Source organism: Actinacidiphila acidipaludis (assembly GCF_019890725.1).
In the GTDB taxonomy this organism is placed as follows: Bacteria; Actinomycetota; Actinomycetes; order Streptomycetales; family Streptomycetaceae; genus Actinacidiphila; species Actinacidiphila acidipaludis.
This window is the reverse complement of the sequence record NZ_JAINZZ010000038.1, coordinates 46,344-70,836: the sequence shown is the minus strand read 5'-3', so window position 1 is coordinate 70,836 and position 24,493 is coordinate 46,344. Positions and strand designations below refer to the sequence as shown.

General features: G+C 72.5%; 21 protein-coding genes and 1 pseudogene. 14 read left to right on the top strand and 8 right to left on the bottom strand.

What is annotated here, in order from left to right; all coding sequences use genetic code 11:
* The 3 genes from K7862_RS25225 to K7862_RS25215 form a co-directional block, all read left to right on the top strand.
* A partial coding sequence (locus K7862_RS25225) for an FAD-binding oxidoreductase (protein WP_222966419.1) occupies positions 1-833 on the top strand: 833 nt, incomplete at its 5' end.
* 193 nt (positions 834-1,026) lie between these two features.
* Entirely contained in the window at positions 1,027-2,157 is a 1,131-nt protein-coding gene (locus K7862_RS25220) for a nitric oxide synthase oxygenase (protein WP_222966417.1), read from the top strand.
* 109 nt (positions 2,158-2,266) lie between these two features.
* Complete coding sequence (locus tag K7862_RS25215; RefSeq protein ID WP_222966415.1) at positions 2,267-3,091, top strand: ZIP family metal transporter; 825 nt, start codon at positions 2,267-2,269, stop codon at positions 3,089-3,091.
* Positions 3,092-3,119: 28 nt separating this feature from the next.
* Here the strand turns inward: K7862_RS25215 and K7862_RS25210 are convergent, their stop codons facing one another.
* The 3 genes from K7862_RS25210 to K7862_RS25200 all read right to left on the bottom strand — a co-directional run bounded on the left by K7862_RS25210 (position 3,120) and on the right by K7862_RS25200 (position 7,367).
* Positions 3,120-5,384 carry a heavy metal translocating P-type ATPase gene (locus K7862_RS25210; RefSeq protein ID WP_262413762.1) on the bottom strand — a complete coding sequence of 755 codons (2,265 nt, stop codon included), beginning with the start codon at positions 5,382-5,384 and terminating at the stop codon, positions 3,120-3,122.
* Positions 5,385-5,722: 338 nt separating this feature from the next.
* Positions 5,723-7,069, bottom strand: coding sequence for a family 43 glycosylhydrolase (locus K7862_RS25205; RefSeq protein ID WP_222966413.1), 1,347 nt, complete (start codon positions 7,067-7,069; stop codon positions 5,723-5,725).
* Complete coding sequence (locus K7862_RS25200) at positions 7,056-7,367, bottom strand: MarR family transcriptional regulator (protein ID WP_262413752.1); 312 nt, start codon at positions 7,365-7,367, stop codon at positions 7,056-7,058. Before K7862_RS25200 ends, K7862_RS25205 begins: the two co-directional genes overlap by 14 nt.
* A gap of 378 nt (positions 7,368-7,745) precedes the next feature.
* Here K7862_RS25200 and K7862_RS25195 point away from each other — a divergent pair, with 378 nt between their 5' ends.
* The 6 genes from K7862_RS25195 to K7862_RS25170 all read left to right on the top strand — a co-directional run bounded on the left by K7862_RS25195 (position 7,746) and on the right by K7862_RS25170 (position 14,283).
* Positions 7,746-9,011: an ROK family transcriptional regulator gene (locus K7862_RS25195; protein WP_222966409.1), complete on the top strand. Its 1,266-nt coding sequence runs from the start codon at positions 7,746-7,748 to the stop codon at positions 9,009-9,011.
* Positions 8,998-9,879 carry an ABC transporter permease gene (locus tag K7862_RS25190; protein ID WP_222966407.1) on the top strand — a complete coding sequence of 294 codons (882 nt, stop codon included), beginning with the start codon at positions 8,998-9,000 and terminating at the stop codon, positions 9,877-9,879. Before K7862_RS25195 ends, K7862_RS25190 begins: the two co-directional genes overlap by 14 nt.
* On the top strand, positions 9,876-10,688 hold the full coding sequence (locus K7862_RS25185; protein ID WP_222966405.1) for an ABC transporter ATP-binding protein: 813 nt from the start codon (positions 9,876-9,878) through the stop codon (positions 10,686-10,688). Before K7862_RS25190 ends, K7862_RS25185 begins: the two co-directional genes overlap by 4 nt.
* Positions 10,685-11,710 carry an aliphatic sulfonate ABC transporter substrate-binding protein gene (locus tag K7862_RS25180; RefSeq protein WP_222966403.1) on the top strand — a complete coding sequence of 342 codons (1,026 nt, stop codon included), beginning with the start codon at positions 10,685-10,687 and terminating at the stop codon, positions 11,708-11,710. Before K7862_RS25185 ends, K7862_RS25180 begins: the two co-directional genes overlap by 4 nt.
* A complete protein-coding gene (locus K7862_RS25175) occupies positions 11,707-13,212 on the top strand; it encodes a sulfatase family protein (protein WP_222966401.1) in 1,506 nt (501 codons plus the stop codon). Before K7862_RS25180 ends, K7862_RS25175 begins: the two co-directional genes overlap by 4 nt.
* Positions 13,213-13,332: 120 nt before the next feature.
* Entirely contained in the window at positions 13,333-14,283 is a 951-nt protein-coding gene (locus K7862_RS25170; protein ID WP_222966399.1) for a formylglycine-generating enzyme family protein, read from the top strand.
* A gap of 69 nt (positions 14,284-14,352) precedes the next feature.
* Here the strand turns inward: K7862_RS25170 and K7862_RS25165 are convergent, their stop codons facing one another.
* Positions 14,353-14,799 (bottom strand): ester cyclase, encoded by a 447-nt coding sequence (locus K7862_RS25165; RefSeq protein WP_262413751.1) that lies wholly within the window; start codon positions 14,797-14,799, stop codon positions 14,353-14,355.
* A gap of 87 nt (positions 14,800-14,886) precedes the next feature.
* Here K7862_RS25165 and K7862_RS25160 point away from each other — a divergent pair, with 87 nt between their 5' ends.
* Positions 14,887-15,792 carry a LysR family transcriptional regulator gene (locus tag K7862_RS25160; RefSeq protein WP_222966395.1) on the top strand — a complete coding sequence of 302 codons (906 nt, stop codon included), beginning with the start codon at positions 14,887-14,889 and terminating at the stop codon, positions 15,790-15,792.
* Positions 15,793-15,865: 73 nt separating this feature from the next.
* On the opposite strand, the gene K7862_RS38320 is transcribed toward K7862_RS25160, so the two are convergent.
* Positions 15,866-17,497, bottom strand: coding sequence for a penicillin-binding transpeptidase domain-containing protein (locus K7862_RS38320; RefSeq protein WP_222966393.1), 1,632 nt, complete (start codon positions 17,495-17,497; stop codon positions 15,866-15,868).
* Positions 17,498-17,616: 119 nt separating this feature from the next.
* Here K7862_RS38320 and K7862_RS25150 point away from each other — a divergent pair.
* Positions 17,617-17,994, top strand: a pseudogene (locus K7862_RS25150) (DUF1062 domain-containing protein); the annotation flags it as partial.
* An 81-nt stretch (positions 17,995-18,075) separates the two neighbouring features.
* Here K7862_RS25150 and K7862_RS25145 read toward each other — a convergent pair.
* Complete coding sequence (locus tag K7862_RS25145) at positions 18,076-19,140, bottom strand: potassium channel family protein (protein WP_308012172.1); 1,065 nt, start codon at positions 19,138-19,140, stop codon at positions 18,076-18,078.
* Between the two features lie 316 nt (positions 19,141-19,456).
* Here K7862_RS25145 and K7862_RS25140 point away from each other — a divergent pair, with 316 nt between their 5' ends.
* From K7862_RS25140 to K7862_RS25130, 3 genes are all read left to right on the top strand, one after another.
* Positions 19,457-21,820 (top strand): M4 family metallopeptidase, encoded by a 2,364-nt coding sequence (locus K7862_RS25140; RefSeq protein ID WP_308012171.1) that lies wholly within the window; start codon positions 19,457-19,459, stop codon positions 21,818-21,820.
* Positions 21,821-21,957: 137 nt separating this feature from the next.
* Complete coding sequence (locus K7862_RS25135; RefSeq protein ID WP_222966391.1) at positions 21,958-22,350, top strand: hypothetical protein; 393 nt, start codon at positions 21,958-21,960, stop codon at positions 22,348-22,350.
* Positions 22,351-22,512: 162 nt separating this feature from the next.
* Complete coding sequence (locus K7862_RS25130; protein ID WP_222966389.1) at positions 22,513-22,950, top strand: nitroreductase family deazaflavin-dependent oxidoreductase; 438 nt, start codon at positions 22,513-22,515, stop codon at positions 22,948-22,950.
* A 65-nt stretch (positions 22,951-23,015) separates the two neighbouring features.
* On the opposite strand, the gene K7862_RS25125 is transcribed toward K7862_RS25130, so the two are convergent.
* Both K7862_RS25125 and K7862_RS25120 read right to left on the bottom strand, forming a co-directional pair.
* Positions 23,016-23,471 carry a nitroreductase family deazaflavin-dependent oxidoreductase gene (locus tag K7862_RS25125; RefSeq protein WP_222966387.1) on the bottom strand — a complete coding sequence of 152 codons (456 nt, stop codon included), beginning with the start codon at positions 23,469-23,471 and terminating at the stop codon, positions 23,016-23,018.
* A 55-nt stretch (positions 23,472-23,526) separates the two neighbouring features.
* On the bottom strand, positions 23,527-24,399 hold the full coding sequence (locus tag K7862_RS25120) for an LLM class F420-dependent oxidoreductase (protein ID WP_308012170.1): 873 nt from the start codon (positions 24,397-24,399) through the stop codon (positions 23,527-23,529).
* Positions 24,400-24,493: the final 94 nt, after the last annotated feature.

Genomic DNA, 24,493 nt, shown 5'->3' with positions numbered 1-24,493 from the left:
CGGAGCTGGCCGCCGCGTGGACCCACGGCTACGACGTCGTGGCGCAGGTGATGATGTACGCCGCCGAGCAGGACGCCCGCAGGAACCCGGCCTTCTGGCAGGCCGAGGTGATCGGCCATGTCCACCGGGGTCACGGCATCGCCGAGATCACCGTCCGGCCCGAGGCCCCCTACCCGTACACGGCCGGCCAGTACGCGAGTGTCGAGACCCCCTGGCAGCCGAAGGCGTGGCGCTACTACTCGCCCGCGCACGCCCCGCGGGCGGACAACACCGTCACCTTCCACGTCCGGGCGGTCAACCGCGGTCAGGTCAGCCCGGCCCTGGTGTACCGGGCCCAGCCCGGCGACGTGGTCCGGCTGGGGCCCACCCAGGGAGACATGACGCTGGATCCGCGCAGTGACCGCGACCTGGTGTGCGTCGCCGGGGGAACCGGCATGGCCCCCATCCGGGCCCTGGTCGAACAGGCGGCCCGCAACGGCATCCAGCGCTACGTGGACGTCTTCGTCGGCGCGCGCACGGCCGACGAACTCTACGGACTGGACGACATGCTGCGCATGTCGCAGCGCCATCACTGGCTCTCGGTGCGAGCTGCCGTCTCGCACGAGCGCATCGCCGGGCTGGAGGGCACGCTGCCGAAGGTCCTGGAGGAGTTCGGGCCGTGGTACCAGCACGAGGCGTTCCTGTCGGGTCCGGTCGACATGGTCACCCAGGCCACCACCGCCCTGAGCCGCCAGGGCATCCCGCCGGCGCAGATCCACTTCGACCCGTTCGACGTCCCCGCGCTGGAGGCGGCGTTGCTGCCCCGGCGGGCGAGGGACCAGAGCGGCCCGTGAGCGTGCCGGACGCCCGGCACACGCGGACGCCCGGCACACGCCGACGCCCGGCACACCCGGGAGCTGAGCACACCGGGCGGCTCAGCACACCGCCCGCCGAGGACACCCGGCCGCCGAGCAGACCGGCAGCACGGCATGCCCGCTCCCGGCACCCGCGATCCCGCCCTCGGCCCTCCGACAGGAAGAACCACCCATGCACTTCGCCTCCGCACCCGCGCCCGCCCGGCCCGGTCGGCTCGACGCCGACGCCGTGCTGGACGCCGCGGTGCCGTTCATCCGCCAGTTCGCCGCGGAGAACCCCGGCGCCTGCGACCCGCACCGGAGGATCGCCGAGGTCACCGAGGAGGTGGAGCGCACCGGTAGCTACGAGCACACCGCCGCGGAGCTGGCGTTCGGCGCGCGGGTGGCCTGGCGCAACGCGGCACGCTGCATCGGACGGCTGTACTGGAACAACCTGACGGTGCGCGACCTGCGCCACGTCGAGGACCCGGACGACGTCGCCGAGGAGTGCTTCGGGCATCTGCGGCTCGCCACCAACGGCGGCCGCATCCGCCCGGTCATCAGCGTCTTCGCCCCCGACCGGCCCGGCCGCCCGGGACCCACGCTGCTGGGCGAGCAGCTGGTGCGCTACGCGGACGATCCGCGCAGTGCGCGGCGGGTCGCGCTGGCACGGGAGCTGGGCTGGAAGGGCGGCGAAACCCCCTTCGAGGTGCTGCCGTTGCTGGTGCAGCCGGGCTCCGGCGCGTCACCGCGGTTCTACGAGATCCCCGAGGACGCCGTGCTGGAGGTGCCGTTGACGCATCCGCGGCATCCGGGCTTCGCCGCCCTGGGCCTGCGCTGGTACGCCGTGCCGGCCGTCAGCGACATGTCCCTGGAGATCGGCGGGATCACCTACCCGGCGGCGCCCTTCAACGGCTGGTACATGGGCACCGAGATCGGCTCGCGCAATCTCGGCGACACCGACCGCTACGACCTGCTCCCGGCCGTCGCCGCCCTGTTCGGCCTCGACACCGGCAGCGACCGCACCCTGTGGCGGGACCGCGCGCTGGTCGAACTCAACGTGGCGGTCCTGCACTCCTACGAACTGGCCGGGGTGACCATCGCCGACCACCACACGGAGTCGACCCGCTTCCTGGCGCACGTCGAACGCGAGAGGCGGCACGGACGGCCGGTGCCGACCGACTGGAGCTGGATCGTCCCGCCGCTGTCGGGTTCGGCCACGGCGGTCTTCCACCACTACTACGACCCGCCGGACGACGACCTGCGCCCGGCCTTCGTGCACCGCGGCCCCGCGGCCCGGTCCGGCTGCCCGCACAGCGTCTGAGCCCCGCCCCACCGCGGCGTTCCGGACCGGCGATTTGTTAGGCAAGCCTCAGTCGTCCTAGGGTCACCCGGATCGACGCTCTTCCGTCCCCCGCTCGGAGCAGACCCGTATGTCCTCTTCCCACATCGCCCTTCTCGGCGCGATAGCCGGCTTCACCATCTACCTCGGCCTGCCGCTGGGACGGCTGGCCAACCCCGCTCCCCGGCTGAGGGCCGCTCTGAACGCCGTGGCCATCGGCATCCTGATCTTCCTGGTCTGGGACGTACTCAGTGCGGCGTGGGAGCCGACCGACAGCGCGTTGGGGGACCACCACTGGTCGACCGCGATCAGCGGGGGGACGGTCCTGGCAGCCGGGCTGGCGGCGGGACTCGCCGGACTCGTGTACTGGGACCGCGCCATGGCACGCAGGCGGCAGCCGAAGCTCTCCCAGGGGCCGGGCGCGGCGGCGGTGACGGAGATGACCCCGCCCGCGCGATCGGCGGCCTCCGGGCTCTCGCTGATGATCGCCACCGGCATCGGCCTGCACAACTTCGCCGAGGGTCTGGCCATCGGCAACTCCGCGGCCACGGGCGCGATCTCGCTCGCCGTCCTGCTCATCATCGGCTTCGGCCTGCACAACGCCACCGAGGGGTTCGGCATCGTCGCCCCTCTCGCCGCCCAGGGCGAGCGCCCCTCCTGGGGCCGGCTGGCCCTGCTCGGCCTCATCGGCGGGGGCCCGACCTTCGCGGGCACGCTGGTCGGCCAGCACCTGGTCGACGACAAGCTGTCCATCGCCTTTCTCGGCCTGGCCGCCGGTTCCATCCTCTACGTCGTCATCGAGCTCCTCGCCGTCGCCCGCCGCGCCGGCATGAAGGAACTGACCACCTGGATGATCCTGCTCGGCCTGTTCCTCGGCTTCGCCACCGACGCCGTCGTCACCGCCGCGGGCGTCTGACCCGGAGGCCGCGGCGAAGGCAGGGCGTTCAGGGGGCCAGGGAGAAGTAGTTCTCCTCCTCCTGGACGAAGTGGAGACGCAGGACCCCGTGCAGGCCGTAGAGGCAGGCCCGAAGGTCGTCCAGTTGCTCGGACCCCAACCCGCCCTGGGCGTCGGCGAGTCGCAGATGGGCTCCGACACGGCGGGCGAGCCGGTGGATCTCCGTGTGGGCGCGGCTCATGGTGGCCGTCGCCTCCGAGCCCCCCAGCGCGCTCGCGAGTGCCGGATAGAGCTCGCGCTCTTCGGCGAGTTCGTGGGGCAGGAGCCGCTCGCTGAGCAGGCGGTCGACGTCGCGGACCGTCCCCAGGGCGTCGGCGCCCGCGCTGTCGCTGAGCCGGTCGGCGGCCTCACGGACGGCTTCGACGACCTCCCGCAGGTCGTCGTGCTCGGCGGCGAAGCGCTGGATGAGCTGCTGGGTCGCCGGCTCGAGGGCGGCTTGGCCGGTCCGGGGCACGCGCAGGGCGCGCAGCGCGTTGAGGATGACCGCCACGTCGATGCCCTCCTGGAGGAGCGCACCGGCCGCGGGCGGCAGCAGGCCGAACGCGGCGGCGGCCATCGCGGCCAGGGACATCGCCATGCCTGCCAGGGCGCTCTGGGCGGCGATGCGCCGGGCGCGGACGGCGATACCGGCCGCGTCGGCGAGACGGTCCACGCGGTCGGTGGTCAGCACGATGTCGGCCGCCTCCGACGTCGCGCTGGAACCCCTGGCGCCCATGGCGACGCCGACGTCCGCGGCGGCCAGGGCGGGGGCGTCGTTGACTCCGTCGCCGACCATGACGGTGACCGCCTGCCCGCGCTCGGCACGGACCGCGGCGACCTTGTCGGCGGGGCTCTGCCGCGCCCGCACGTCGTCCAGCCCCAGGACGGCGGCGATCTCCAGGGCCGGCTCGGCGCGGTCGCCGGTGAGCATGAGCAGCCGGCGGATGCCTGCCTGGCGCAGGCGTCGCAGGGTGCGCGGCGCGTCGCTGCGGAGCGGGTCACGCAGCAGCAGGGCGCCGGTGAGGTGACCGTCCAGGGTCAGCCAGGCGACGGCCGCGCCGTCGAGAGTCGCCCGGTTGTCGGCGGCGCGGCCCCAGGCGGGCAGGGGTGTTCCGTCGTGTCGCCCGACGCTGACCATGGTGGTACCGATCCGGCCGGTGGCTCCCCGCCCGGGTTCCTCCGTGACACCGCGGGCCCGTTCCAGCCGCAGGCGCCGGCTGTGCGCCTCGTCGGTGATCGCCTGAGCCAGGACGTGGGGTGAGTACTGGTCGACGGCGGCGGCCAGCGCGAGGACCTCGTCGGGGGTGTGTCCGGGCGCGGCGGCGATGTCGAGGACACGGGGGCGGCCGGTGGTGAGGGTCCCCGTCTTGTCCAGGACCAGCGTCCGCGCGCGGCCCAGCGATTCCAGCGCGGCGCCGTCGCGGATCACTACGCCGTGGCGTGCGGCGCGCGACAGCCCGGAGACGATCGCGACGGGCGCCGCCAGCAGCAGGGGGCAGGGGGTGGCCACCACCAGAACCGCGACCGCCCGTTCCGCCGATCCGCTGACCAGCCACGCGATGCCCGCCACGGCGAGCGACACGGGCAGGAACCAGGCGGCATAGCGGTCCGCGAGGCGGATCACCGGAGCACTCTCGGCGCCGGCCTGCCGCGCGAGGCGGACGATCTCGGCGTACGCGCTGTCCCGCTCCGTCGCGGTGGCCCGCATCTCGAACGCGCCGCCGGCGTTGACCCCGCCGCTGCGTACGGTCTCCCCGGCACCACGCTCCACCTGGAGGGACTCACCGGTCAGTACGGACTCGTCCAGGACCGCGCAACCGCTCCCGATCCGCCCGTCGACCGGCACGATCTCGCCGGGGCCGACGACGAGCAGATCACCGATCCCGACCTCCGCGAGAGGCACGGTGCGGACCTCGTCACCGTCGCGACGGCGAGCCCACCGCGGCGCGTGCTCGAGCAGATGGCGCAGATCGTGCGAGGCCCGGCGCTCCGCCGCGGCGTCCAGCCAGCGTCCTGTGGCGAGCATCAGCGCGATCAGCGCGCCGGCCAGGTACTCGGCCGTCGCCAGAGTCCCGGCGAGGGCCAGGACGGCGATGAGGTCGACGCCGGCCCGCCCCCGACGCAGCGCGTCGATCACCCACCCCACGGCGGGCACGACGGCCACCGCCGTCCCCGCCGCCCAGAACCCGTCGGCGAGAGCCGCCGCCCCGGCGAGCCAGGCGGCACCGCCCGCCGCCAGCGCGGCGGCGGTCAGTGCGAGCAGCAACGGTTCCAGCGCTCGCCGGGCCCGAAGAACCGCCCGCCTCGCCGCGCGCCCGGCTTCCGGCCGTTTCACCGTGAGCACGCCCTCCTGCCGCCGGAACCCGTACGTCTCCAGTGGACCGGGGCGGGCCGGGGGCCCGCCAGGGCCCTTCGGCCCCCCGGCCGGGCCGTCCGGGGCCGAAATCCGGCTCGCCGGCTCCGGCCGGACGCGGCGACAGCGCCGCGGCCTGTGCACCGCGGCCCCGCGGTCCGGTCCGGCTGCCCACACAGCGCCGGACCGGTCACGGGGCCGCGGCCGTCCGCGGCGGCAGGTACGGCGAGCCGCGCCGCACCTGCCGCCGCGAAGAGCGGTCAGCCGTTGATCGTGCTGCCGTGGTTGCGGCGCTTGGTGTACACGCGGTTGCCGGACGGGCCGGTCCACTCCATCTGGACGATGCCGGGCACGGCACCCTGGGCGACACGCGAGGGGTCGGCCCAGTAGCCCTGGTTCGGGTTGCGGAAGAAGGTCGACCACAGCTTTCCGCTGCGGTCCTCGAAGAAGTTGTTGTGGCCGAGGCCGACGCCGGCGGTCCACCGCACCGAGTACGGGCCCTCGAAGTGGTCCGCGACGGCGAGCACCGAGTCGTACTGGTACTGCGCGGTGCCGGCACCGGACTTGTTGTAGGCGTACTGCGTGCCGCCGTCGGCGGCGTTCCACTGCCGGTCCCACACAGCCTGGGAGAGGAAGTACTTGCCCCCGTACTTGAAGACGTACACACCCTCGCGGTACGGCTCGGGCGCGTAGGGCATCTGCGAGAACACCGGGAGGTGCGTGGTGGTGACGATGTCCTCCATGTCCGGACGGAACTTGGAGTACAGGTCGTTGTGCAGCACCAGCCAGGCGTCGTCGCCCTCGGAGTAGAAGCTGCCGTCGATGTGGTAGTACGAACCGGGCTTGATGAAGTTCGGGCCGCCGATGAAGGAGTCGCCGAACGGCTTGTCGACATTGCCCTCGATGAGCCGGTACGGGCCCTCCAGCCCGCCCTCGCTCACCAGCATGAACGACCCCACCTTCTGGGAGTGGTCGCCCATGCAGGCCACGATGTACCACTTCCCGTTGAAGCGGTGGACCTCCGGCGCCCAGACCTCACCGCGCTTGCCGAAGGTGTCGTCGTACCAGTACTGCTGCCACGGCGCGACGACGGTCCGGCCGCCGGTGTTCTCGTCGGTGAACTCGGGCGACCACACCTTGCCCTTCTCGGCGCCCGGCCGGATGCGGGTGGTGTCGATCAGACGCCACGGGCCGTTCAGGGAGTGGGCGACCCACAGGAAGATGCCGTCGTTCCAGGGGGCGGCGATGTCGAGCCCCGGCGCGCGGGTGGTGCCCGTCGCGACGTAGACGGGTCCGCCCTCGTCCTGGAAGCAGTTGACGTAGAAGTCCCGCATCCACACCACGCCGCGGTCCTTGTCGCGCGGGCGCAGTTCGAGCGGCAGGATGAAGGAGTTGTCCTCACGCGGCCACAGGTCCAGCCGGGCGTCCGCCGTGCCGTAGGGCTGCAGGTCGGGCCAGTTGGCCGGGTAGCGGCGCATCGACGCCGGGTCCGCCGGTCCGGACGCGGCGCGGGCGGCGCTCATCGGCAGCGCGGCGGCCGCTCCCAGACCGACGGCGCCGGCCAGCAGGGAGCGGCGGCGCAGTCCATGGTTGTCAAAGCCGGTCATCAGTCACATCTCCTTCGTCGTGCGGGATGCGGGCGGAACCGATCGCCCTTGCCGTCCCCGGGCTGAGGGTCAGTTCCTCCGCCGGGCGGCCGGGGCCGGACCGGCCCCGGCCGGACCGGACGACGACGGCGCCGTCGTCGACGAGCCTCGCGACCGCGTCGTACACCGTCGTCCTCGAGAATCCGGTGAGTTCCCGCAGGCCGCTCCGGCTCAGCGGGCCGTGCCGGCCGAGCAGTTCCAGCAGCAGCACCTCGTGCTCCGATCCGCTGCGTCTCGGAGGGCGGTCCCTGGTTGGCATGCGGCACAGCATCGGAAGCCCGCGGTCATTAGGTCAACACACCGGATAAATAATCCGGATACCACCCACGGGCCGGCACGACCCACCGAACGGCAAATCAGCAGGTCAGAGCCTTACTTGAGCCACACGTCAGCCAAGTCACGATTGGATAACGGACCTTGGCGACCGCGTCGGCCGGGCCGGCGGCCACCTCCGTCCCAACCACCGCCGCCGCCGGTGTCGTTGCTGCTCAGAGCATCACCGACGGGCGGAGGAGCCCGGTTCCCGCAGCGGAGGCGCACGGCACCGGCCACCCACGATCCCGACCCAGCCGAGGTTTTCACATTTACTTCTGCCGGAGTGTTGACGGAATATCTCAGCCTTCCTACCTTGACCTGCATGCAGAAGCCCACAGGAGCGCACGCCCTGGTCAGGCGGACCCATGAGGACCGCGTGCTGCGCGCACTCCAAGCGAACGGAGCCATGAGCCGCGGCGAGATCGCCGCGGTCGTCGGCCTGTCCCGCACGACTCTCTCCGAGATCACCGGCAACCTGCTCCAGCGCGGCGCCATCATCGTGGTGGACACCGACGCGGCCCGGCGCGGAGGCAGCGGGAGGCCGGCCGAACGGCTGGCGCTGGACCCGGCGTCGGCGCAGTTCATGGGGGTCGACTTCGGGCACCGCCGGGTCCATGTCGTCGTCGCCGACGCCTCGCACGAGATCATGGTCTCGGGCTCGGTCCGGTACCACGACACGGCGTCCTGGCAGACGCGCACCGAGCTCGCCCTCGAACTCGTCGACCGGCTGAGCTCCCAGGCCGGCGTCCGTTACGGGGCGCTCCAGGGCATCGGCATCGGTGTCCCGGGCCCGTACCCCGCGCCCGAGGGCCTGGGCCGGTCGCACTCCGCGCCGGGGGCGACGATCCTGCGCCCGGCCCCCGACGGGGTCGACGTGGCGTTCGCCGAACGGTTCGACGCACCGGTGATCGTCGACAACAACACCCGGCTGGCCGCCCTCGCCGAGGCGATCACCGGCGCCGGGAGTGTCGCCGACCTGTTGTACGTACGCCTCGCGGACGGTGTGGGCGGCGGGCTCGTCATCGGCGGCCAGCTCGTCACCGGCTCCACCGGGCTGGCCGGCGAACTCGGCCATGTGACCGTCGAACCGGTCGGCCGGCCGTGCCGGTGCGGCAAACGCGGATGCCTGGAGACCGTCGCCTCGGTCCCCGGGATCCTCGCCACCTGCTGGGAGTTCGGTCTGCGCCTCGACGGCCCCGCGGCCCTGGCGGACGCGGTGGCCCGCCAGCACCCCGTCGCCGAACGCGTGCTGCGGGAGGCGGCCGCGGCCCTGGGACGGGTCCTCGGCGCCGCGACCATGACCCTGAACCCGGCGAAGGTGGTCATCGGAGGAGAGATCGCGAGGCTCTCACCGGTGCTGGTGGAGCAGGTGGCCGCCACGCTCGCCGGCGAACTCTTCCCGATAGCGGCCGCCGGACCGCTCGTCGAGGCCGCACGGCTCTCGGACGAGGACGGCGCCCTCGGCGCGCTGGCCGCCGTCTTCCACAACTCCCCCCTTCTGGCGAAGTACCCCGAAACCGCCGATGTGAAGGACCGTCTCGATGGATCCGACCCCACCCCAGAAAGAGCCGCCCATGTCCGTTCTTGACAAGCAGGGTGCCGACCGGCAGGACCCTGTACCCGACAAGACGAGGGGCGAGCCGGCCGGCGCCGGGAGCACCGGGAGCGACGAGGGGGGTCCGAAGAACACCCGCGGCCGTCAGCCCGCGGGCCGCCGCGGCCTGTTCCTGGCGCTGAACGGCGTGTCCGTCCTGCTGGGCATCGGACTGTGGTGGGTGCTGGCCGACGCGGGCTTCACGCTGCCGACACCGCCGCAGGTCGTCTCCCGGGCCGGAACGCTGATCAGCAACGGCACGCTGGCCGGGGACATCCGGGCCAGCCTGACCCGCGTCCTCATCGGCTTCGCGCTCGGCACCGCGGCCGCCGTCCCGGTCGGCTTCCTGATGGGCTGGTACGACATCCTGCGGGGCCTGATCGAGCCGTGGATCCAGTTCTTCCGCACCATCCCGCCGCTGGCGATCATCCCGCTGGCCGTGGTGATCATGGGCATCGACGAGACGCCGAAGATCTTCGTCATCTTCCTCGCCGCGTTCCTGGCGTGCGTGGTCGCGACCTACCAGGGCGTGGTGAACGTCGACCGGACCCTGATCAACGCCGCCCGGGTGCTGGGCGCCAAGGACCTGACGATCTTCGCCCGGGTCGTGGTGCCGGCCTCCACGCCGTTCATCCTGGTCGGCATGCGGGTCGGCCTCGGCTCCGCCTGGGCGACCCTGGTCGCCGCCGAACTGATCGCCGCTCAGAAGGGCCTGGGCTACCGCATCCAGAACGCCCAGCTCTACTACGACCTGCCCACCATCTTCGTCGGGCTCATCACCATCGGGATCCTCGGTCTGCTCATGGACCGTGCCCTCCTTCTCGCAGAACGCCGACTCACCGGATGGCAGGAACGCCGATGACCACCACGACGGCCAAGATCTCCGTACAGGGCGTCACCAAGACGTTCGACCTGGGCCGCGAGACCTTCACCGCCCTGGACAACGTCTCCCTCGACATCGCGGACCACGAGTTCGTCACCGTCGTCGGACCCTCGGGCTGCGGCAAGAGCACCCTGATGAACATCCTCGCCGGGCTGGAGACGCCCACCTCGGGCCGGGCCCTGGTGGACGGCGCCCCGGTCTCGGGACCGGGACCGGAGCGCGGGGTGATCTTCCAGCAGTACGCCCTGTTCCCCTGGCTGACCGTCCGGCAGAACGTCGAGTTCGGCCTGCGGACCACCGGTGTGCCCAAGCGTGAACGCCGGAGCAAGGCGGAGTACTTCATCGAGCTGGTGGGGCTGGAACGCTTCGCCGACGCGCTGCCCAAGACCCTGTCCGGCGGCATGCGGCAGCGCTGCGCCATCGCCCGCGCCTACGCGGTCGACCCCTCCATCCTGCTGATGGACGAACCGTTCGGCGCCCTCGACGCGCTGACCCGGGTCAAGCTCCAGGAGCAGCTCCTGCACACCTGGAGCCGCGACAAGCGCACCGTCCTCTTCATCACCCACGACGTCGACGAGGCCGTCTTCCTGGCCAACCGCGTGATCGTCATGGCGGCCCGTCCCGGGCGCGTCTACGACGTGATCGACGTCGACCCCGCCACCGAGCGCAACGAGGACTTCCGCCTCAGCGCCCAGTTCGCCGACCTGCGCAACCGGGTCTGGCACTCCGTGTACCACCAGGAAGGCCGCACCGCGGTCGCTTCCGTCTCCCCGTCAGCAAGCTCATGACCCGGAAGGGACCTCTCAACGTGTCGACCTCCCTCACTCGCAGACACCTGTCCACCGCGCTGGCCGGCCTGGTCGCCGCCGCACTGCTCAGCGCGTGCGGCAACGGATCGGGTGCCGCCGGGTCCGGCGACACCGTGCGCTTCGGCTACATCGGCGACTTCAACGGCGCCAGCCTGATCGCCATCGCCGACGCCGAGGGTATGTGGAAGAAGCACGGCCTGAAGGCGGACACCAAGGTCTTCACCAACGGCCCGCTGCAGATCCAGGCCCTGGGCACCGGCAACCTGGACTTCGGCTACATAGGCCCCGGCGCCATGTGGCTGCCGGCCTCCGGCCAGGCCAAGGTCGTCGCGATCAACACCCTCGGCGACGCCGACCGCGTCATCGCCCAGCCGGGCATCACCTCGATGCAGCAGCTCAAGGGCAAGACGGTGGCCGTCCCCGAGGGCACCTCCGGCGACATGATCCTCACGCTGGCCCTGAAGAAGGCCGGCATGACCAAGAACGACGTCAAGCTCGTCCCCATGGACCCCTCGACGATCGTGGCCGCCTTCTCCTCCAGGAAGGTCGACGCGGCCGGCTTCTGGTACCCGGCGACCGCCACCATCAAGAAGCAGGTCCCGAACCTGGTCGAGCTCGCCAAGGACAGCGACTTCGCGGACACCGTCTCCTTCCCCACCGCGTTCGTGGCGGGCAACAAGCTGGTGGCCGACCACCCGGACAAGGTCAAGAAGGTCCTCGCGGTGCTGCGTGACGCCATCGCGTTCCGGTCCGCGCACACCGACGAGGCCATCAGCATCACCGCCAAGAAGCTCGGCATCCCCGCGGACCAGGTGAAGGCCGACGCCGGCAACAACAAGCTGCTCACCGTCGACGAGCTCGACACGCTGACGAAGAACGGCACCATCGACAAGTGGCTGACGGGCATGAACGACTACTTCGTCGGCGCCGGCAAGCTCAAGCAGCCCGTGGACCCGAAGACGTACTACACCGGCGACCTCTTCACGGGGGCCGGCCAGTGACAGCGGGCACGTCCCGGAAGAACATCCTCTTCCTCATGACCGACCAGCACCGGACGGACACCCTCGGGGCCTACGGCAACCCCCTGGCGCACACCCCGGCGCTCGACGAACTCGCCGCCACCGGGACCCGCTTCGACCGCTGGTACACCCCCACCGCCATCTGCACGCCGGCCCGGGCCAGTCTGCTGACCGGCCAGGCGCCCTTCCGGCACAAGGTGCTGGCCAACCACGAGCGCAACGTCGGATACCTGGAGGACCTTCCCGAGGACCAGTTCACCTTCTCGCAGGCGCTGCGGGACTGCGGCTACAACTGCGGTCTGTTCGGCAAGTGGCACGCCGGGAACCTGCGGACGGCCGCCGACTACGGGTTCGACGGCCCGGACCTGCCCGGCTGGCACAACCCGGTGGACAGCCCGGACTACCTCGCCTACCTCGCCGAACGGGGGCTTCCCCCGTACGAGATCAGCGACCGCATCCGCGGCACGCTGCCCAACGGCGGCCCGGGCAACCTGCTGGCCGCCCGGCTGCACCAGCCGGTCGAGGCGACCTTCGAGCACTACCTCGCGACGCGCGCCATCGAGCAACTCGAGGAGTACGCCGCGGACTTCCGCAAGCAGGAGCAGCCGTTCTTCCTCGCGCTGCACTTCTTCGGACCGCACCTGCCGTACATCCTCCCCGACGAGTACTTCGACCTCGTCGACCCGGCGGACGTCGAGCTGCCGCGGTCCATCGCGGAGACCTTCGAGGGCAAACCGCCGGTCCAGCGCAACTACAGCGCGCACTGGACCTTCGACACCATGCCCATCGAGACGACCCGCAAGCTGATCGCGGTCTACTGGGGCTATGTGGCCCTGATCGACCGGCAGATCGGCCGGGTCATGGAGGCCATGGAACGGCTGGGCCTGGTGGACGACACCGCGGTCTTCTTCACCTGCGACCACGGCGAGTTCACCGGCTCGCACCGGCTCCACGACAAGGGTCCCGCGATGTACGAGGACACCTACCGCACACCGGGGCTGCTGCGGGTGCCCGGTGCTCCCGCCGGCGTGGTGCGCTCGGAGTTCGTCAGCCTGCTCGACTGCACCGCGACGATCCTCGACCTGGCGGGCGTCGACCCGAAGCAGGCCGTCGACTCGCGCAGTCTGCTGCCGCTCGTCCGCGGCGAGGACGTGGAGTGGAGCGAGGACATCGTCTGCGAGTTCCACGGCCACCACTTCCCCTACCCGCAGCGCATGCTGCGGGAGGACCGGTACAAGCTGGTCGTCAACCCCGACTCGGTCAACGAGCTGTACGACCTGCGGACCGACCCGGACGAACTGCAGAACGTCTACGGTCATCCGGAGCAGGCCGAGGTCCGCTCGCGGATGATGCGGCGGCTGTACTCCGTCCTGCGTGAGCGCGGCGACAACTTCTACCACTGGATGACGTCGATGTACGACGTCGGTGAGGTGGAACACGACCCGACCCTGAGCGGTCTGGACGAGTCCACCTACCAGAAGTAGCAGACGCGCCGGCACACGGCGCGGGCGGCCGAACCGGTCTGCGGCCGCCCGCGCGGCCGTACGCCGCTGGTCCTTCACGGGCCACCGGCGTACGGCACCCCGATCGGAGGAAACGGACTCATGACACGCGTACACGGCTCCTGCTGCTCTCCGGGGGCGAGTGCGCCACTGACCATCGGCCCGCCGCCGGTCCCGGTCGCCTCCCCCCGCTCGACCCGCGGGCAGGTCCGGCTGGCCGGCGGCGAGTTCGCCATGGGCGACGCCTTCGACGAGGGGTACCCGGCCGACGGCGAGACCCCCGTCCACCCGGTACACCTCGCGCCCTTCCACATCGACGAGACCGCCGTCACCAACGCCCAGTTCGCCACCTTCGTCAAGGCGACCGGCCACGTCACGGACGCCGAGCGCTACGGCTCGTCCGCGGTCTTCCACCTGGTGGTGGACGCGCCCTCCGCCGACGTCCTGGGCCAGGCCGCCGGGACTCCCTGGTGGATCAACGTCCGCGGCGCCCACTGGCGCCGCCCCGAGGGCGCCCACTCCGACGTCACCGGCCGGCAGAACCACCCGGTCGTCCACGTCTCCTGGAACGACGCCGCCGCCTACGCCGCCTGGGCCGGCAAGCGCCTGCCCACCGAGGCCGAATGGGAGTACGCCGCGCGGGGCGGCCTTGCCGGCCGGCGCTACGCCTGGGGTGACGAGCTGACCCCGGGCGGCCGGTGGCGCTGCAACATCTGGCAGGGGGACTTCCCCCACCGCAACACCGCCGAGGACGGTTATGTGACCACGGCGCCGGTCAAGACCTACCGTCCCAACGGCCACGGGCTGTGGAACACCGCGGGCAACGTGTGGGAGTGGTGCTCCGACTGGTTCTCCCCGGCGTACTACGCCCAGTCCCCGCCGGAGAACCCGCCGGGCCCGCCGACGGGAACGACCCGCGTCCTGCGCGGCGGCTCCTACCTGTGCCACGACTCCTACTGCAACCGCTACCGGGTGTCCGCCCGCTCCTCCAACACCCCCGACTCCTCCTCCGGCAACCTCGGTTTCCGCTGCGCCAACGACGCCGGACACTGACGCCGCACAGTGCGGCGGGCGGGCGTCGTCGTACAGGGCCGTTCAGGGCCGTTCAGGCCCGTTCAGGCCCTAACGGCCCTCGGCGCCCAACTGGCGCAGAAGCGAGCGGTTGTCGGTGCGCACCCACTCGTCGACGAGGCGGCCGGCGTCGTCGAAGCGGAAGATGTTGATGAGGTCGAACACGACGCGGCGCCCGTTCGGCGGCAGCGGACCGGCCGGCGAGTGGGTGAACTCGCGGACGAAGGTGCCCTCGATCCACGTCTGGCAGGCCACCCGGTCCCCTTCGGCCACCACGACGCCGCGCCGGATCGAGCGGTCGTCGAACGCCTCGCGCACCGAGGCGAAGTAGGCGGTGAGCCCGTCGAAGCCGGACTCGAAGCCGTCCGGACCGTGGAAGCGGAACCTCTCGGGGTCGAAGTACGTGACCACCTCCGCCGGGTCCTCGCCGGAGACCTCCAACTCCCCGGCCCTGACCAGTCGTGCCACCAGATCCTGCTGCGTGAATGTCTGTGCCATGCCTTCAGTGTGCGCGGCGTCAGCCATGCCGGCCAACGATGATCCCGCACGCTTTCCATGCCGAAACCGCATGTTACCTTCGGGGGCATGACGGAGTTCACGCTCGTCGGTCTGCGGGTCGTCCAGCGGGTGGCGGCCGAGGGGTCGTTCACGCGGGCCGCCGAGACCCTCGGCTACACGCAGTCGGCCGTCTCCCGGCAGGTCGCCGCCATGGAGGCGGCCGCCGGAGCGCCGATCTTCGACCGCAACCGGCGCGGGGTCGCCCTCACTCCGGCGGGCCAGGTGCTCGTCCGGCGCGCGACGGAGGTCCTCGCCGACCTTGCGGCGACCGAGCTGGAGCTGGCGGGTCTTCGCGACCGGCTCGCCGGGCGCCTGACGGCCGGCGCCTATCCGACGGCCGCGATGGCCCTGGTCCCCCGGGCGATGGCGCGCCTGACGGCCGGGCACCCGGGGCTGGCCGTCGTCCTGCAGGAGGCCTCGACGCCCGCGCTGCTCACGCGGCTGCGGGCGGGCCGGCTGGACGTGGCGGTCATCGGGGTCGGGCAGGGCCTGCCGGACTACGACCTGAGCGGACTCCGGCAGACCACCGTGCTCCAGGGCGATCTCCTGGTGGCAATGCCGGGGACGCATCGGTTCGCGGGCCGTGCACGCGTGACCGTCGCCGATCTCGCCCAGGAGCCCTGGATCGCCGGTGAGGGCAGCGCGGGCGAGCCGCAGTTCGGGGCGTGGCCGACGCTGGCTGACCCCGTGATCGCGCACACCGCGCGCAGCTGGTCGACGCGGCTCGGTCTGGTCGCGGCCGGCCTGGGCCTGACGGTCGTCCCCGATCTGGCGCTGCCCGCTCTCCCGGCGGGCGTGCGCACCGTCACCGTGGCGGACAGCTCCCGGTCCGGCCGCGCGACCGTCGCCGTGACCCGGCCGCGCCCGTCCGCCCAGGCGCAGGCCCTGGTGACGGCCCTGCAGGACGAGGCCGCGCGCGTCGGCGGCGGCTGACCTCCGGGGCCGGGCACGGCCGCGCGCGGACGGGTCCGGTCGCGCGCGGCCGTGCCGCGGAGGGGCCCGTCCGTCAGGGGCCGAGGAGGACGTCGCGGGCGATGTACCCGGCGGAGTCGGCGCCGGTCTTGCCGCCGATGACGAGGGCGCCCACGGCGATGTGGTCGTCCTGGTCGTAGGCGGCGAACCAGCCGTTGGTGGTCTCGGCGTTCTGCCCGACCTCGGAGGTGCCGGTCTTGGCGCCGCCGTTGATCCCGGCCATCCGCGCGGCGGCGGTGCCACCGGGGCCTGCGGCGGCGCGCATCAGTTGCCGCACCGCGGCGGCGGTGCCCGCCGACATCGGCCGGGCGGCCGGCTTCTGCGCCTGGCCGGGCAGGATGACCGGCTGGTGGTAGTGGCTGTCCGCGATGGTCGCCGCCACGGACGCGACGGCCAGCGGGTTCATCAGGACCTTGCCCTGCCCGATCAGGTCGGCGGCCTGCGTGGCGTTGTCCGGCGGGACGTCCGGCACGGAACCGTCCTGGACGAACACTCCCCCGCCGACGGACCAGTCGGTGCCGATGCCGAAGACGTTCTTGGCCTCGTCGGCGAGGTCTCCCGGCTGCATGCGGTAACCGACGTGGATGAACGCGGTGTTGCAGGACATCGCGAACGCCCGCTTCAGGTCGGCCGTGGGGTCGGACTCGCCCGCGTCGTTGTGGAAGGTGGCGCCGCCGGCGCTGATGGTCTTGGCGCACGGCGCGGGCGACGAGGGCGTGAGGCCGAGCTTGTCGATGACCGCCGCCGAGGTGATCATCTTCATCGTCGAGCCGGGCGCCGCGGAGCCCATGAAGGCGGTGTTGCCCGCGGGACCGTTGTAGGCCACGGCCTTGATGCGGCCGGTGGTGTAGTCCAGGGCCACCACCGACGACTTGGGCTTGCCCTTCACCGCCTGCTCGGCCACGGCCTGGAGCTTCGGATCGATCGTGGTGGTGAAGGTGCCGGGCTTGCCGCGGGTGAACGTCTTGGCCGCGGATACGAACGCGCCCTTGGCGTCCACCACGGCCACCCCCGTGCCCGCGGTCCCGCCGGCGCCGACGCCGCTCTTGCCGACCGTGGTGATGATGTCCCGGAGGGAGGGGTAGCGGGCGGCGGTCAGCACGGTCCTGCCGTCGTCCCCGAGCACGGTGGCCCCGGTCGCGCCCGACGGGAGCGTGCCCGCCTTCAGCGACTGGCCCGGGTGCAGCTTCGGGTGCAGCACCGTACTCGCCCAGTGCACCGCCTCCGCGCCGTTGGAACTGCGCAGGACGTCGAGGCCGTCCGCGTAGGACCAGGTGCCGCCGCTGACGTGGGCGGTGACGGTGAAGGTGACGTGCGCGCCGTTGGAGGTGCCGGCCGTCGGCCCGGCGACCGCCGTGCCCGTCAGGGCGACGGAGGTCAGCCCCAGCCCGTCGTGGTAGCCGCGCAGCGCGGCGGCCGCCGCGGCCGGGGCGTCGGTGCCGTCCGCCGCCTCCTGGTAACGGGCGGGACCCGCCGCCCAGCCCTGCAGGAACGCGAGCGCGGCCTGCTGGGCGTCCGTGTCGCTCGGCGGAGTCGTGGCCGGGGAGGACGCGTCGTAACGCGGTGGACCGCCCGACTTGTGGACCACTTTGTACACGCCCGCACTGCCCACCGCCAGCACGCCCACCGCCAGGCATGTGACGCCGATCTTCCCCGCCGTGTTCACGAGACCAAGCCCCCCTCATTCCATTCGAACGCCCGCATCCTACGAGGCGAACCTGGGCACCCGTGCGCCGGTTCCCGCCCGGGTCGATCGACTCCGTCCGGCAGGCAGGCCGGAGCGGCTGTGCGCGAGGCTCGAAGTTCCCCGTCCTGGAACGCGTGGCCGTCCGCTCGGTACGCCCCGGCCTGCTCGACCGCCTCCACGGCAACGACCCCACCCTCCCCGCCGAACTGCTGCTGAAGCACCAGAACCGGATCCCGCTCGACTGGGACGGCGCGTGGCGGCTCGACACCGGCGCCCCGCCCGCCCGGGCGGAAGTGCGGGACGTCGCCGTGCGTTTCGCGGCGCCGATCCCGGTGCGCCCCGTGCGCCTGATCGCGGAGGGCGTCGGCCTGTCCCGGGCCGGGGTCGAACGGCTGCTCGCCGACGGGAAGTTGGTCTCGGCCATCCGTCTGTCCGGCAGGACGGCAGCCGACTTCACCTTCACACTCAAGCCCTGAGCGCCGTCACCGCCTGTGGTCCCGCCCCGGCCCCTTCCGGTCGCGGCGGGACGCCGGGCGGTGACGTGGCCGCCCGGGCCGTCAGCCCTGCTGCCGGCGCGCGTCGGCCCCGGGGGCCTCGCGGGCGACGATCAGGCGGTCGTCGGCGCGGATGCCGCCGATCTGCGGATCGCAGTAGCGCAGCGGGCGCCCGTCGCGCACGACGGCGAGCAGCGGTTCGCGGATGTGCTCCGTCCCCCTGCCGACCTCGCCCGCGTCCGGCGGCCGCTCGGCCACCTCCAGGCCGAACCCGACCGACAGCAGGTCCTCCAGCACCGTGCCCACAGCCGGGTTGAGCGCCGCCACGCCGAGCAGGTGCCCGGCCGTCTCGGACGACGTGATGACGTTGTCCGCCCCGCCGCCGCGCAGCAGCGGGACGTTCTCGGCGCGGGCCACGGAGGCGGTGATGACCGCGGACGGGTTCATCCGGCGGGCGGTGAGGGCGGCCAGGACCGCCGTGTCGTCGCGGGAGGTCGCGATCAGCACGTGCCGGGCCTTGCCGAGCTCCGCCCGTTCCAGGACGTCGGTGCCGGTGCCGTCGCCGACGATCCCGACCAGGCCGTGCCGGTTGGCGTCGCCCACCGCCGCCGGGTCCGGGTCGATCACGATGATGCGGCGTGGCCGGCCCCCGCGGGCCCGCAGCGTGGACACGGCCGCACGGCCCGTGGTGCCGTAGCCGATGACGACGGTGTGGTCGCGCACCTTGCGCCTCCAGGACTGCTCGCTCCACTCGCGGCGGGTGCGCTCGGTCAGCGCACGGAAGGTGGTGCCCACCAGGACCAGCAGGAAGCCGAGCCGCAGCGGTGTGATGACCAGCGTGTTGACCAGGCGCGCGGTGCCGGTCACCGGGACGACGTCGCCGTAGCCGATGGTCGTCAGCGTCACGACGGCGTAGTAGAAGCTGGTCAGCCAGTTGACGGGGCGTCCGGTCGCGTCGCGGTACCCGTCCCGCCCGGCGTACACCACGCAGGCGGCGACCACGATGAGGCCCACTGCCACGGCGAGCCGCCCGAGGATGGTCCGCACCGGTCCGCGCACGCGGTACGGCATCCGCACCCGTGCCTGCGTCTCGCCCTGGAAGCCCTCGCCGTCGGCCGCCACCGCCACACCCCGAGTCTTCCCGACCGCCGGTGCCCCGGCGATTCCGCCCACCCAACCGGGTGGGCGGTCCGCGCCGCATCGGTGGCCGAGCCCGGCCGCCCGGCCCCGGGCGGCCGCCCCGGCCGTCCCCGTGCCCGTCACCGACCGGCCGCAGGCGCTTTACCGCCGTGTCGTGTTCGCGCCCCCGGCACCCCCTGACAGGCCCGAACAGCCGCTGCGATGATCACTCCCGCCAGCGACGCGGCGGGGCCGTGACCTTCGGCCTCCCCGCCCCTCAGCGGCCGTCCCCACCGGCACGCGGCCGAACGGAAGGACCCCAGGAGTGAATTCGTCCACCAGCACGAGCGCGTCCCCACAGGGCTCGCGCCGGCCCCGGCGGCGCCTGGCCGCCACCCTGGCGGTGGCAGCCGCGGTGCTCACCGTCTCCGCCCTGCCCGGCGGCACGGCCTCCGCCTCCGGCCCCTCCGGGCACGGCCGGAACGTGGGAGCGCTCCCCGAGATCAAGGCCACGGCCCGGCCGGGAGCGGCAGCCGTCGACCTGTCGCCGGCGCAGCGGCGGCAGTTCCTCGGCCGGGCGGCGAAGGCGGCGGCGGACACGGCCCGCGCACTGCGGCTCGGCCCGAAGGAGAAGCTGGTCCCCAAGGACGTGGTCAAGGACGCCGACGGCACGGTCCACACCCGCTACGAGCGGACCTACGCGGGGCTGCCGGTGATCGGCGGCGACCTGGTGGTCCATCAGCGGGCGGGCGGCGCCCGCAGCGTCACCTACGCCTCCACGGCCGCGCTTTCCCTGCCGACCACCTCGGCGAAGGTGCCGGCCGCCACCGCGCGGAAGTCGGCCCTGAGCACCGCCGCGGCCAAGGGCACCCGGAGGGCCGGCGCCCGCACCGCCCCGCGCCAGGTGGTCTGGATGACGGGCGGCCGGCCGAGGCTGGCCTGGGAGACGGTCGTCACCGGTGTGCAGCAGGACGGCTCCCCCAGTGAGCGCCACGTCGTCACGGACGCCGCGAGCGGCGCCACCCTGGACAACGCCGAGCACGTGGAGTCCGCCGAGGGCGACAGCCTCTACAGCGGGAAGGTGACGATCGGTTCCACCCTCCAGGCCGACGGCAGCTACGCGCTGATCGACCCGGCCCACGGCGGCCATCGCACGCTGGACTCGACGGTCGACTCCAACGGCGTGCTGTTCACGGACGACGACGACGTGTGGGGCGACGGCACGGCGGCGAACCCGCAGACCGCCGCGGTGGACGCGGCGTACGGCGCGCAGACCACCTGGGACTTCTACCGCGACCGCTTCGGCCGCAACGGCATAGCCGACGACGGCCGCGGCAGCTACTCCCGCGTCCACTACGAGCAGCAGCAGGGCGTCCCGCTGGCCAACGCCAACTGGCAGGACAGCTGCTTCTGCATGAGCTACGGCGACGGCGCGGACGGCAAGCACCCGGTGACGTCCCTGGACATCGCCGCGCACGAGATGACCCACGGCGTCACCTCGGCTACGGCGGGCCTCGGCGACTTCGGCGAATCGCCGGCGCTCAACGAGGCGGTGAGCGACATGATGGCCGCCGCGGTCGAGTTCTACGCGAACAACCCGAACGACGTGCCCGACTACACGATGGCCGAACTGGACGACCTGCACGGCGACGGCAAGCCCATCCGCTACATGGACCTTCCCTCCAAGGCCGGCATCAGCTCCGTCGGCTACGCGCCGCTGGACTACTGGACCCCGCAGGCGCGGACGGACGAGCCGCACATGGCGGCGGGCATCGGTGACCACTTCTTCTACCTGCTCGCCGAGGGCAGCGGCCAGAAGACCATCAACGGCGTGGCCTACGACAGCCCCACCTATGACGGGCTGCCGGTCGCGGGTATCGGGCTGACCGACGCCGCGGCCGTGATGTACCGCGCGCTGACCGTCTACATGACCAGCACCACCGACTACGCCGCGGCCCGCACCGCCACGCTCCAGTCCGCCGCCGACCTCTACGGGGCGCAGAGCGACGCCTACGAGGCCGTCGCCAACGCCTGGGCGGGGGTGAACGTGGGCGCCCGCTACGTCGACCACATCGCCGTCCAGCCGCTGCCGACCGAGCCGGTGGCGACCGGGCAGCCGGTCAGCCGGCAGATCACCGCGTCCAGCAGCCGTCCGGGGCCGGTGACCTACTCCGCCAAGGGGCTGCCCCTCGGGCTGACGATCAGCCGCACCACCGGTCTGATCAGCGGAACGCCGGACAGGGCCGGTGACTTCAGCTCGGTCGTCAGCATCGCCGACGCGGCCGGGGACGTCCGCCGGATCGCGTTCACCTGGACCGCGCTGGCCTCCGGCGGGCACTACTTCGTCAACCCCACGACGACCGTGATCCCGCAGTTCGGCGTGATCGAGTCGCCGATGGTCGTCCACGGGAGGCCGGGGAAGGCCCCGGCCGACCTGAAGGTCGGCGTCGACATCGAGCACGAGTTCAGCAACGCGATGGTGATCGACCTGATCGCCCCGGACGGCACGGTCGTCCCCGTCAAGGCCTGGGGACCGTGGGTGCTGACGCCCGAACTCCACGCGACCTACACCGTCGACGCCTCGGCGGTGCAGGCGACCGGCACCTGGAAGCTGCGCGTCACCGACGGAACGCCCGGGTTCTACGACCTCGACCCTGGCCACCTCCTGCGCTGGAGCATGACCTTCTGATCTCCCCGCTCCAAGGCCGGCCGGGACGGCCCCGATCGGGCGACGCCGCCGCCGCGCAGGCGGCCGCGTCGACCGACCGGACGACCCGGCCGGGCCGTTGCCCCGGCACAGGGCACTCCAGGACATAACGTCGCGCCATGTCCACCATGAACGTGCCCGCCGCCCGGATGTACCGGGTCATGCAGCAACTGCTCACCGAGTACGCGCAGCAGCGGGTGGCCGGCTCGGCCCCGCGCCGCGACGTCGTCCAGGAGCAGGACGCCCTCGACGCTGTTCTGAACCTCGCGGCGGTCCTCGACCGGAACCGCCAGGACGGCACCCTGCCCCCGAACGACGCCCAGCACATGGCGGCCCTGCTGATGCTCGTCCGCGACTACATCCGCCCGCTGCCCGCGGCGCCGGCCGGCGGCTCCGGCACGGACGCGGGCACCGGCACGGAGGACCCGGAGGCCGACGCCGTCACGGAGGACCTGCGGATCTTCGTCGACGGTCTGCGCTCTGCGCGGGCCCGTACCGGAATGCGCGGGTGACGCACCAATCACAGCGCGCAAGCAGAATACCGGCGTTTGCCGATTGCATGCGTGTGCAAGTAATGTGGACGCACGGGATCGTCCGCCCTCCGCGGGCGCCCCCGCGCACGTCCGGGCCGGAGCGGCCGGCCGGGACAGCCCCCACATCAGCAGGAGAACCCCATGCCTCTGCACGGCGAATACGTGCCCAGCTCGGTCGAGTGGGTCAGCGACCAGGTCGCGGCCTACGAGGCCACCGACGGCGTCGAGGGCGGCACCTTCCTCGACCTCCCCGTCGTCATCCTGACCACCAAGGGCGCCACGTCGGGCAAGCTCCGCAAGAACCCGCTGATGCGGGTGGAGCACAACGGCGTGTACGCCGTGGTCGCCTCGAACGGCGGCGGTCCCGAGCCGACGTGGTACCGCAACGTCAAGAACCACCCGCTGGTCGAACTGCAGGACGGCGCGGTCAAGCAGGACATGGTCGCCCGTGAGCTGGCCGGGGCCGAGAAGGACGAGTGGTGGGCGCGCGCCGACGCCGCCTACCCGCACTTCCCCGAGTACCGGGCGACCGCGGGCCGCGAGATCCCGGTGTTCGTCCTCGAGCCCGTCACGGACTGAACCGGGCCGGCTCGGGTTGTCCGGGTCCGGACGTCCGGACCCGGACAACCCGAGCCGCCAGACCGTCAGAACTTCTGGTCGGCGATCTCGACGGGCTCCAGGACGTAGACCGGGATCTCACGTCCGGCGACCTTCCGGTAGTCCGCGAACTCGGGGTACGCGGTGTCGGCCCGCACCCACCACTCGTTCTTCTCCTCGCCGAAGACCTCCCGGGCCCGCATGTCGTGCTTGATGGGGCCGTCCTGGATCTCCACGGTCGGGTTGGCCATCACGTTGCGGTGCCAGACAGGGTCCTTCGCCCCGCCGCCGTTGGAGGCGACGATCGCGTACCGGCCGTTGTGCTCCACCCGCATCAGCGGGTTCTTGCGCAGCTTCCCGGACTTGGCCGCCTTGGTCGTCAGAATGATGACGGGACGGTCCTTGAACGTGTTCCCGATGGCGCCGTCGGTCATCTCGTACAGCTCGACCTGCAGCCGCACGTAGTCGGTCGGGCTCGGCTGGTACTCGCCTTGAAGAGGCATCGCTACTCCCGCATCGATGGGCAGGCCGTCGGTTCGGGCCCGGCGGGCCCGGCCGTCAGGTCAGGCCCAGCAGGCCCGCCAGGAGACGCCACTCCACGAGCGGCGTGAACTCCTCCTCGCGGGTGCTGAGCACCTGGAGCGCCACATGGTCGGCTCCTGCGTCGTGGTACGCCCGGATCTTCCGCGCCACGGTCTCCTCGTCGCCCCAGACGACCAGGCTGTCGATCAGCCGGTCGCTGCCGCCGGCCTCGAAGTCCTCGTCGGAGAAGCCCAGTCGTCGCAGGTTGGCGAGGTAGTTGGGCAGGACGAGGTAGTACTCGATCCACTCCCTGGCCCGCGCTCGGGCCTGCGTCGGGTCCTTCTCCGCCACGACCGTCACCTCGGGCGCGAGGAGGGCGTCAGGTCCCATCACGTCGCGTGCCTGCCGGACGAAGTCGGGGTTGACCAGATAGGGGTGGGCCCCGGCCGCGCGTTCCGCGGACAGGGTCAGCATCCTCGGGCCGAGTGCGGCGAGCACCCTGCCCTCGGCCGGAACAGGGGTGCCCGCCGCGTCGAGGCGGTCGAGGTAGGCGACCATGGCCGAGTAGGGGCGCCGGTAGTCGCGGGCGAGCTCGGCGTGGCTGGCGCCGAGCCCCAGCAGGAACCGGCCCGGGTGCGCGGCCTCCAGGGCCGCGCGGTCACGGGCGACGTCCTCGGCAGCGTCGAACCAGATGTTCGTGATGCCCGTGGCCACGGTGATCCGCGAGGTGTGCTCGATGACGTGCGCCGCGTGCCGCACGCTGCTGCTGCCCCCCAGCCAGACGCAGGCGTACCCGAGATCCTGCAGTTCGGCGGCGGCCTGCCGCACCGCGGGCCGTTCCGCGGGCTCCTCCGAGCGCAGGGCATGGGTGAAGACGCCGAACGAACGGCTGGGGATCAGGTGAGGCACGGCGTACTCCCGGCGCTGTCGTCAGCCCGCGTCGCGTCCGGCCCGGAGGACGGTCTCGGGGACGCGTTCGAACATGGCGGTCAGGACGAACTCG

Coding starts and splice junctions, on each gene's coding strand:
- K7862_RS25220 (WP_222966417.1), top strand. CDS start 1,027: ATGCACTTCGCCTCCGCACCCGCGCCCGCCCGGCCCGGTCGGCTCGAC.
- K7862_RS25215 (WP_222966415.1), top strand. CDS start 2,267: ATGTCCTCTTCCCACATCGCCCTTCTCGGCGCGATAGCCGGCTTCACC.
- K7862_RS25205 (WP_222966413.1), bottom strand. CDS start 7,069: ATGACCGGCTTTGACAACCATGGACTGCGCCGCCGCTCCCTGCTGGCC.
- K7862_RS25200 (WP_262413752.1), bottom strand. CDS start 7,367: ATGCCAACCAGGGACCGCCCTCCGAGACGCAGCGGATCGGAGCACGAG.
- K7862_RS25195 (WP_222966409.1), top strand. CDS start 7,746: ATGCAGAAGCCCACAGGAGCGCACGCCCTGGTCAGGCGGACCCATGAG.
- K7862_RS25190 (WP_222966407.1), top strand. CDS start 8,998: ATGTCCGTTCTTGACAAGCAGGGTGCCGACCGGCAGGACCCTGTACCC.
- K7862_RS25185 (WP_222966405.1), top strand. CDS start 9,876: ATGACCACCACGACGGCCAAGATCTCCGTACAGGGCGTCACCAAGACG.
- K7862_RS25180 (WP_222966403.1), top strand. CDS start 10,685: ATGACCCGGAAGGGACCTCTCAACGTGTCGACCTCCCTCACTCGCAGA.
- K7862_RS25170 (WP_222966399.1), top strand. CDS start 13,333: ATGACACGCGTACACGGCTCCTGCTGCTCTCCGGGGGCGAGTGCGCCA.
- K7862_RS25165 (WP_262413751.1), bottom strand. CDS start 14,799: ATGGCACAGACATTCACGCAGCAGGATCTGGTGGCACGACTGGTCAGG.
- K7862_RS25160 (WP_222966395.1), top strand. CDS start 14,887: ATGACGGAGTTCACGCTCGTCGGTCTGCGGGTCGTCCAGCGGGTGGCG.
- K7862_RS25135 (WP_222966391.1), top strand. CDS start 21,958: ATGTCCACCATGAACGTGCCCGCCGCCCGGATGTACCGGGTCATGCAG.
- K7862_RS25130 (WP_222966389.1), top strand. CDS start 22,513: ATGCCTCTGCACGGCGAATACGTGCCCAGCTCGGTCGAGTGGGTCAGC.
- K7862_RS25125 (WP_222966387.1), bottom strand. CDS start 23,471: ATGCCTCTTCAAGGCGAGTACCAGCCGAGCCCGACCGACTACGTGCGG.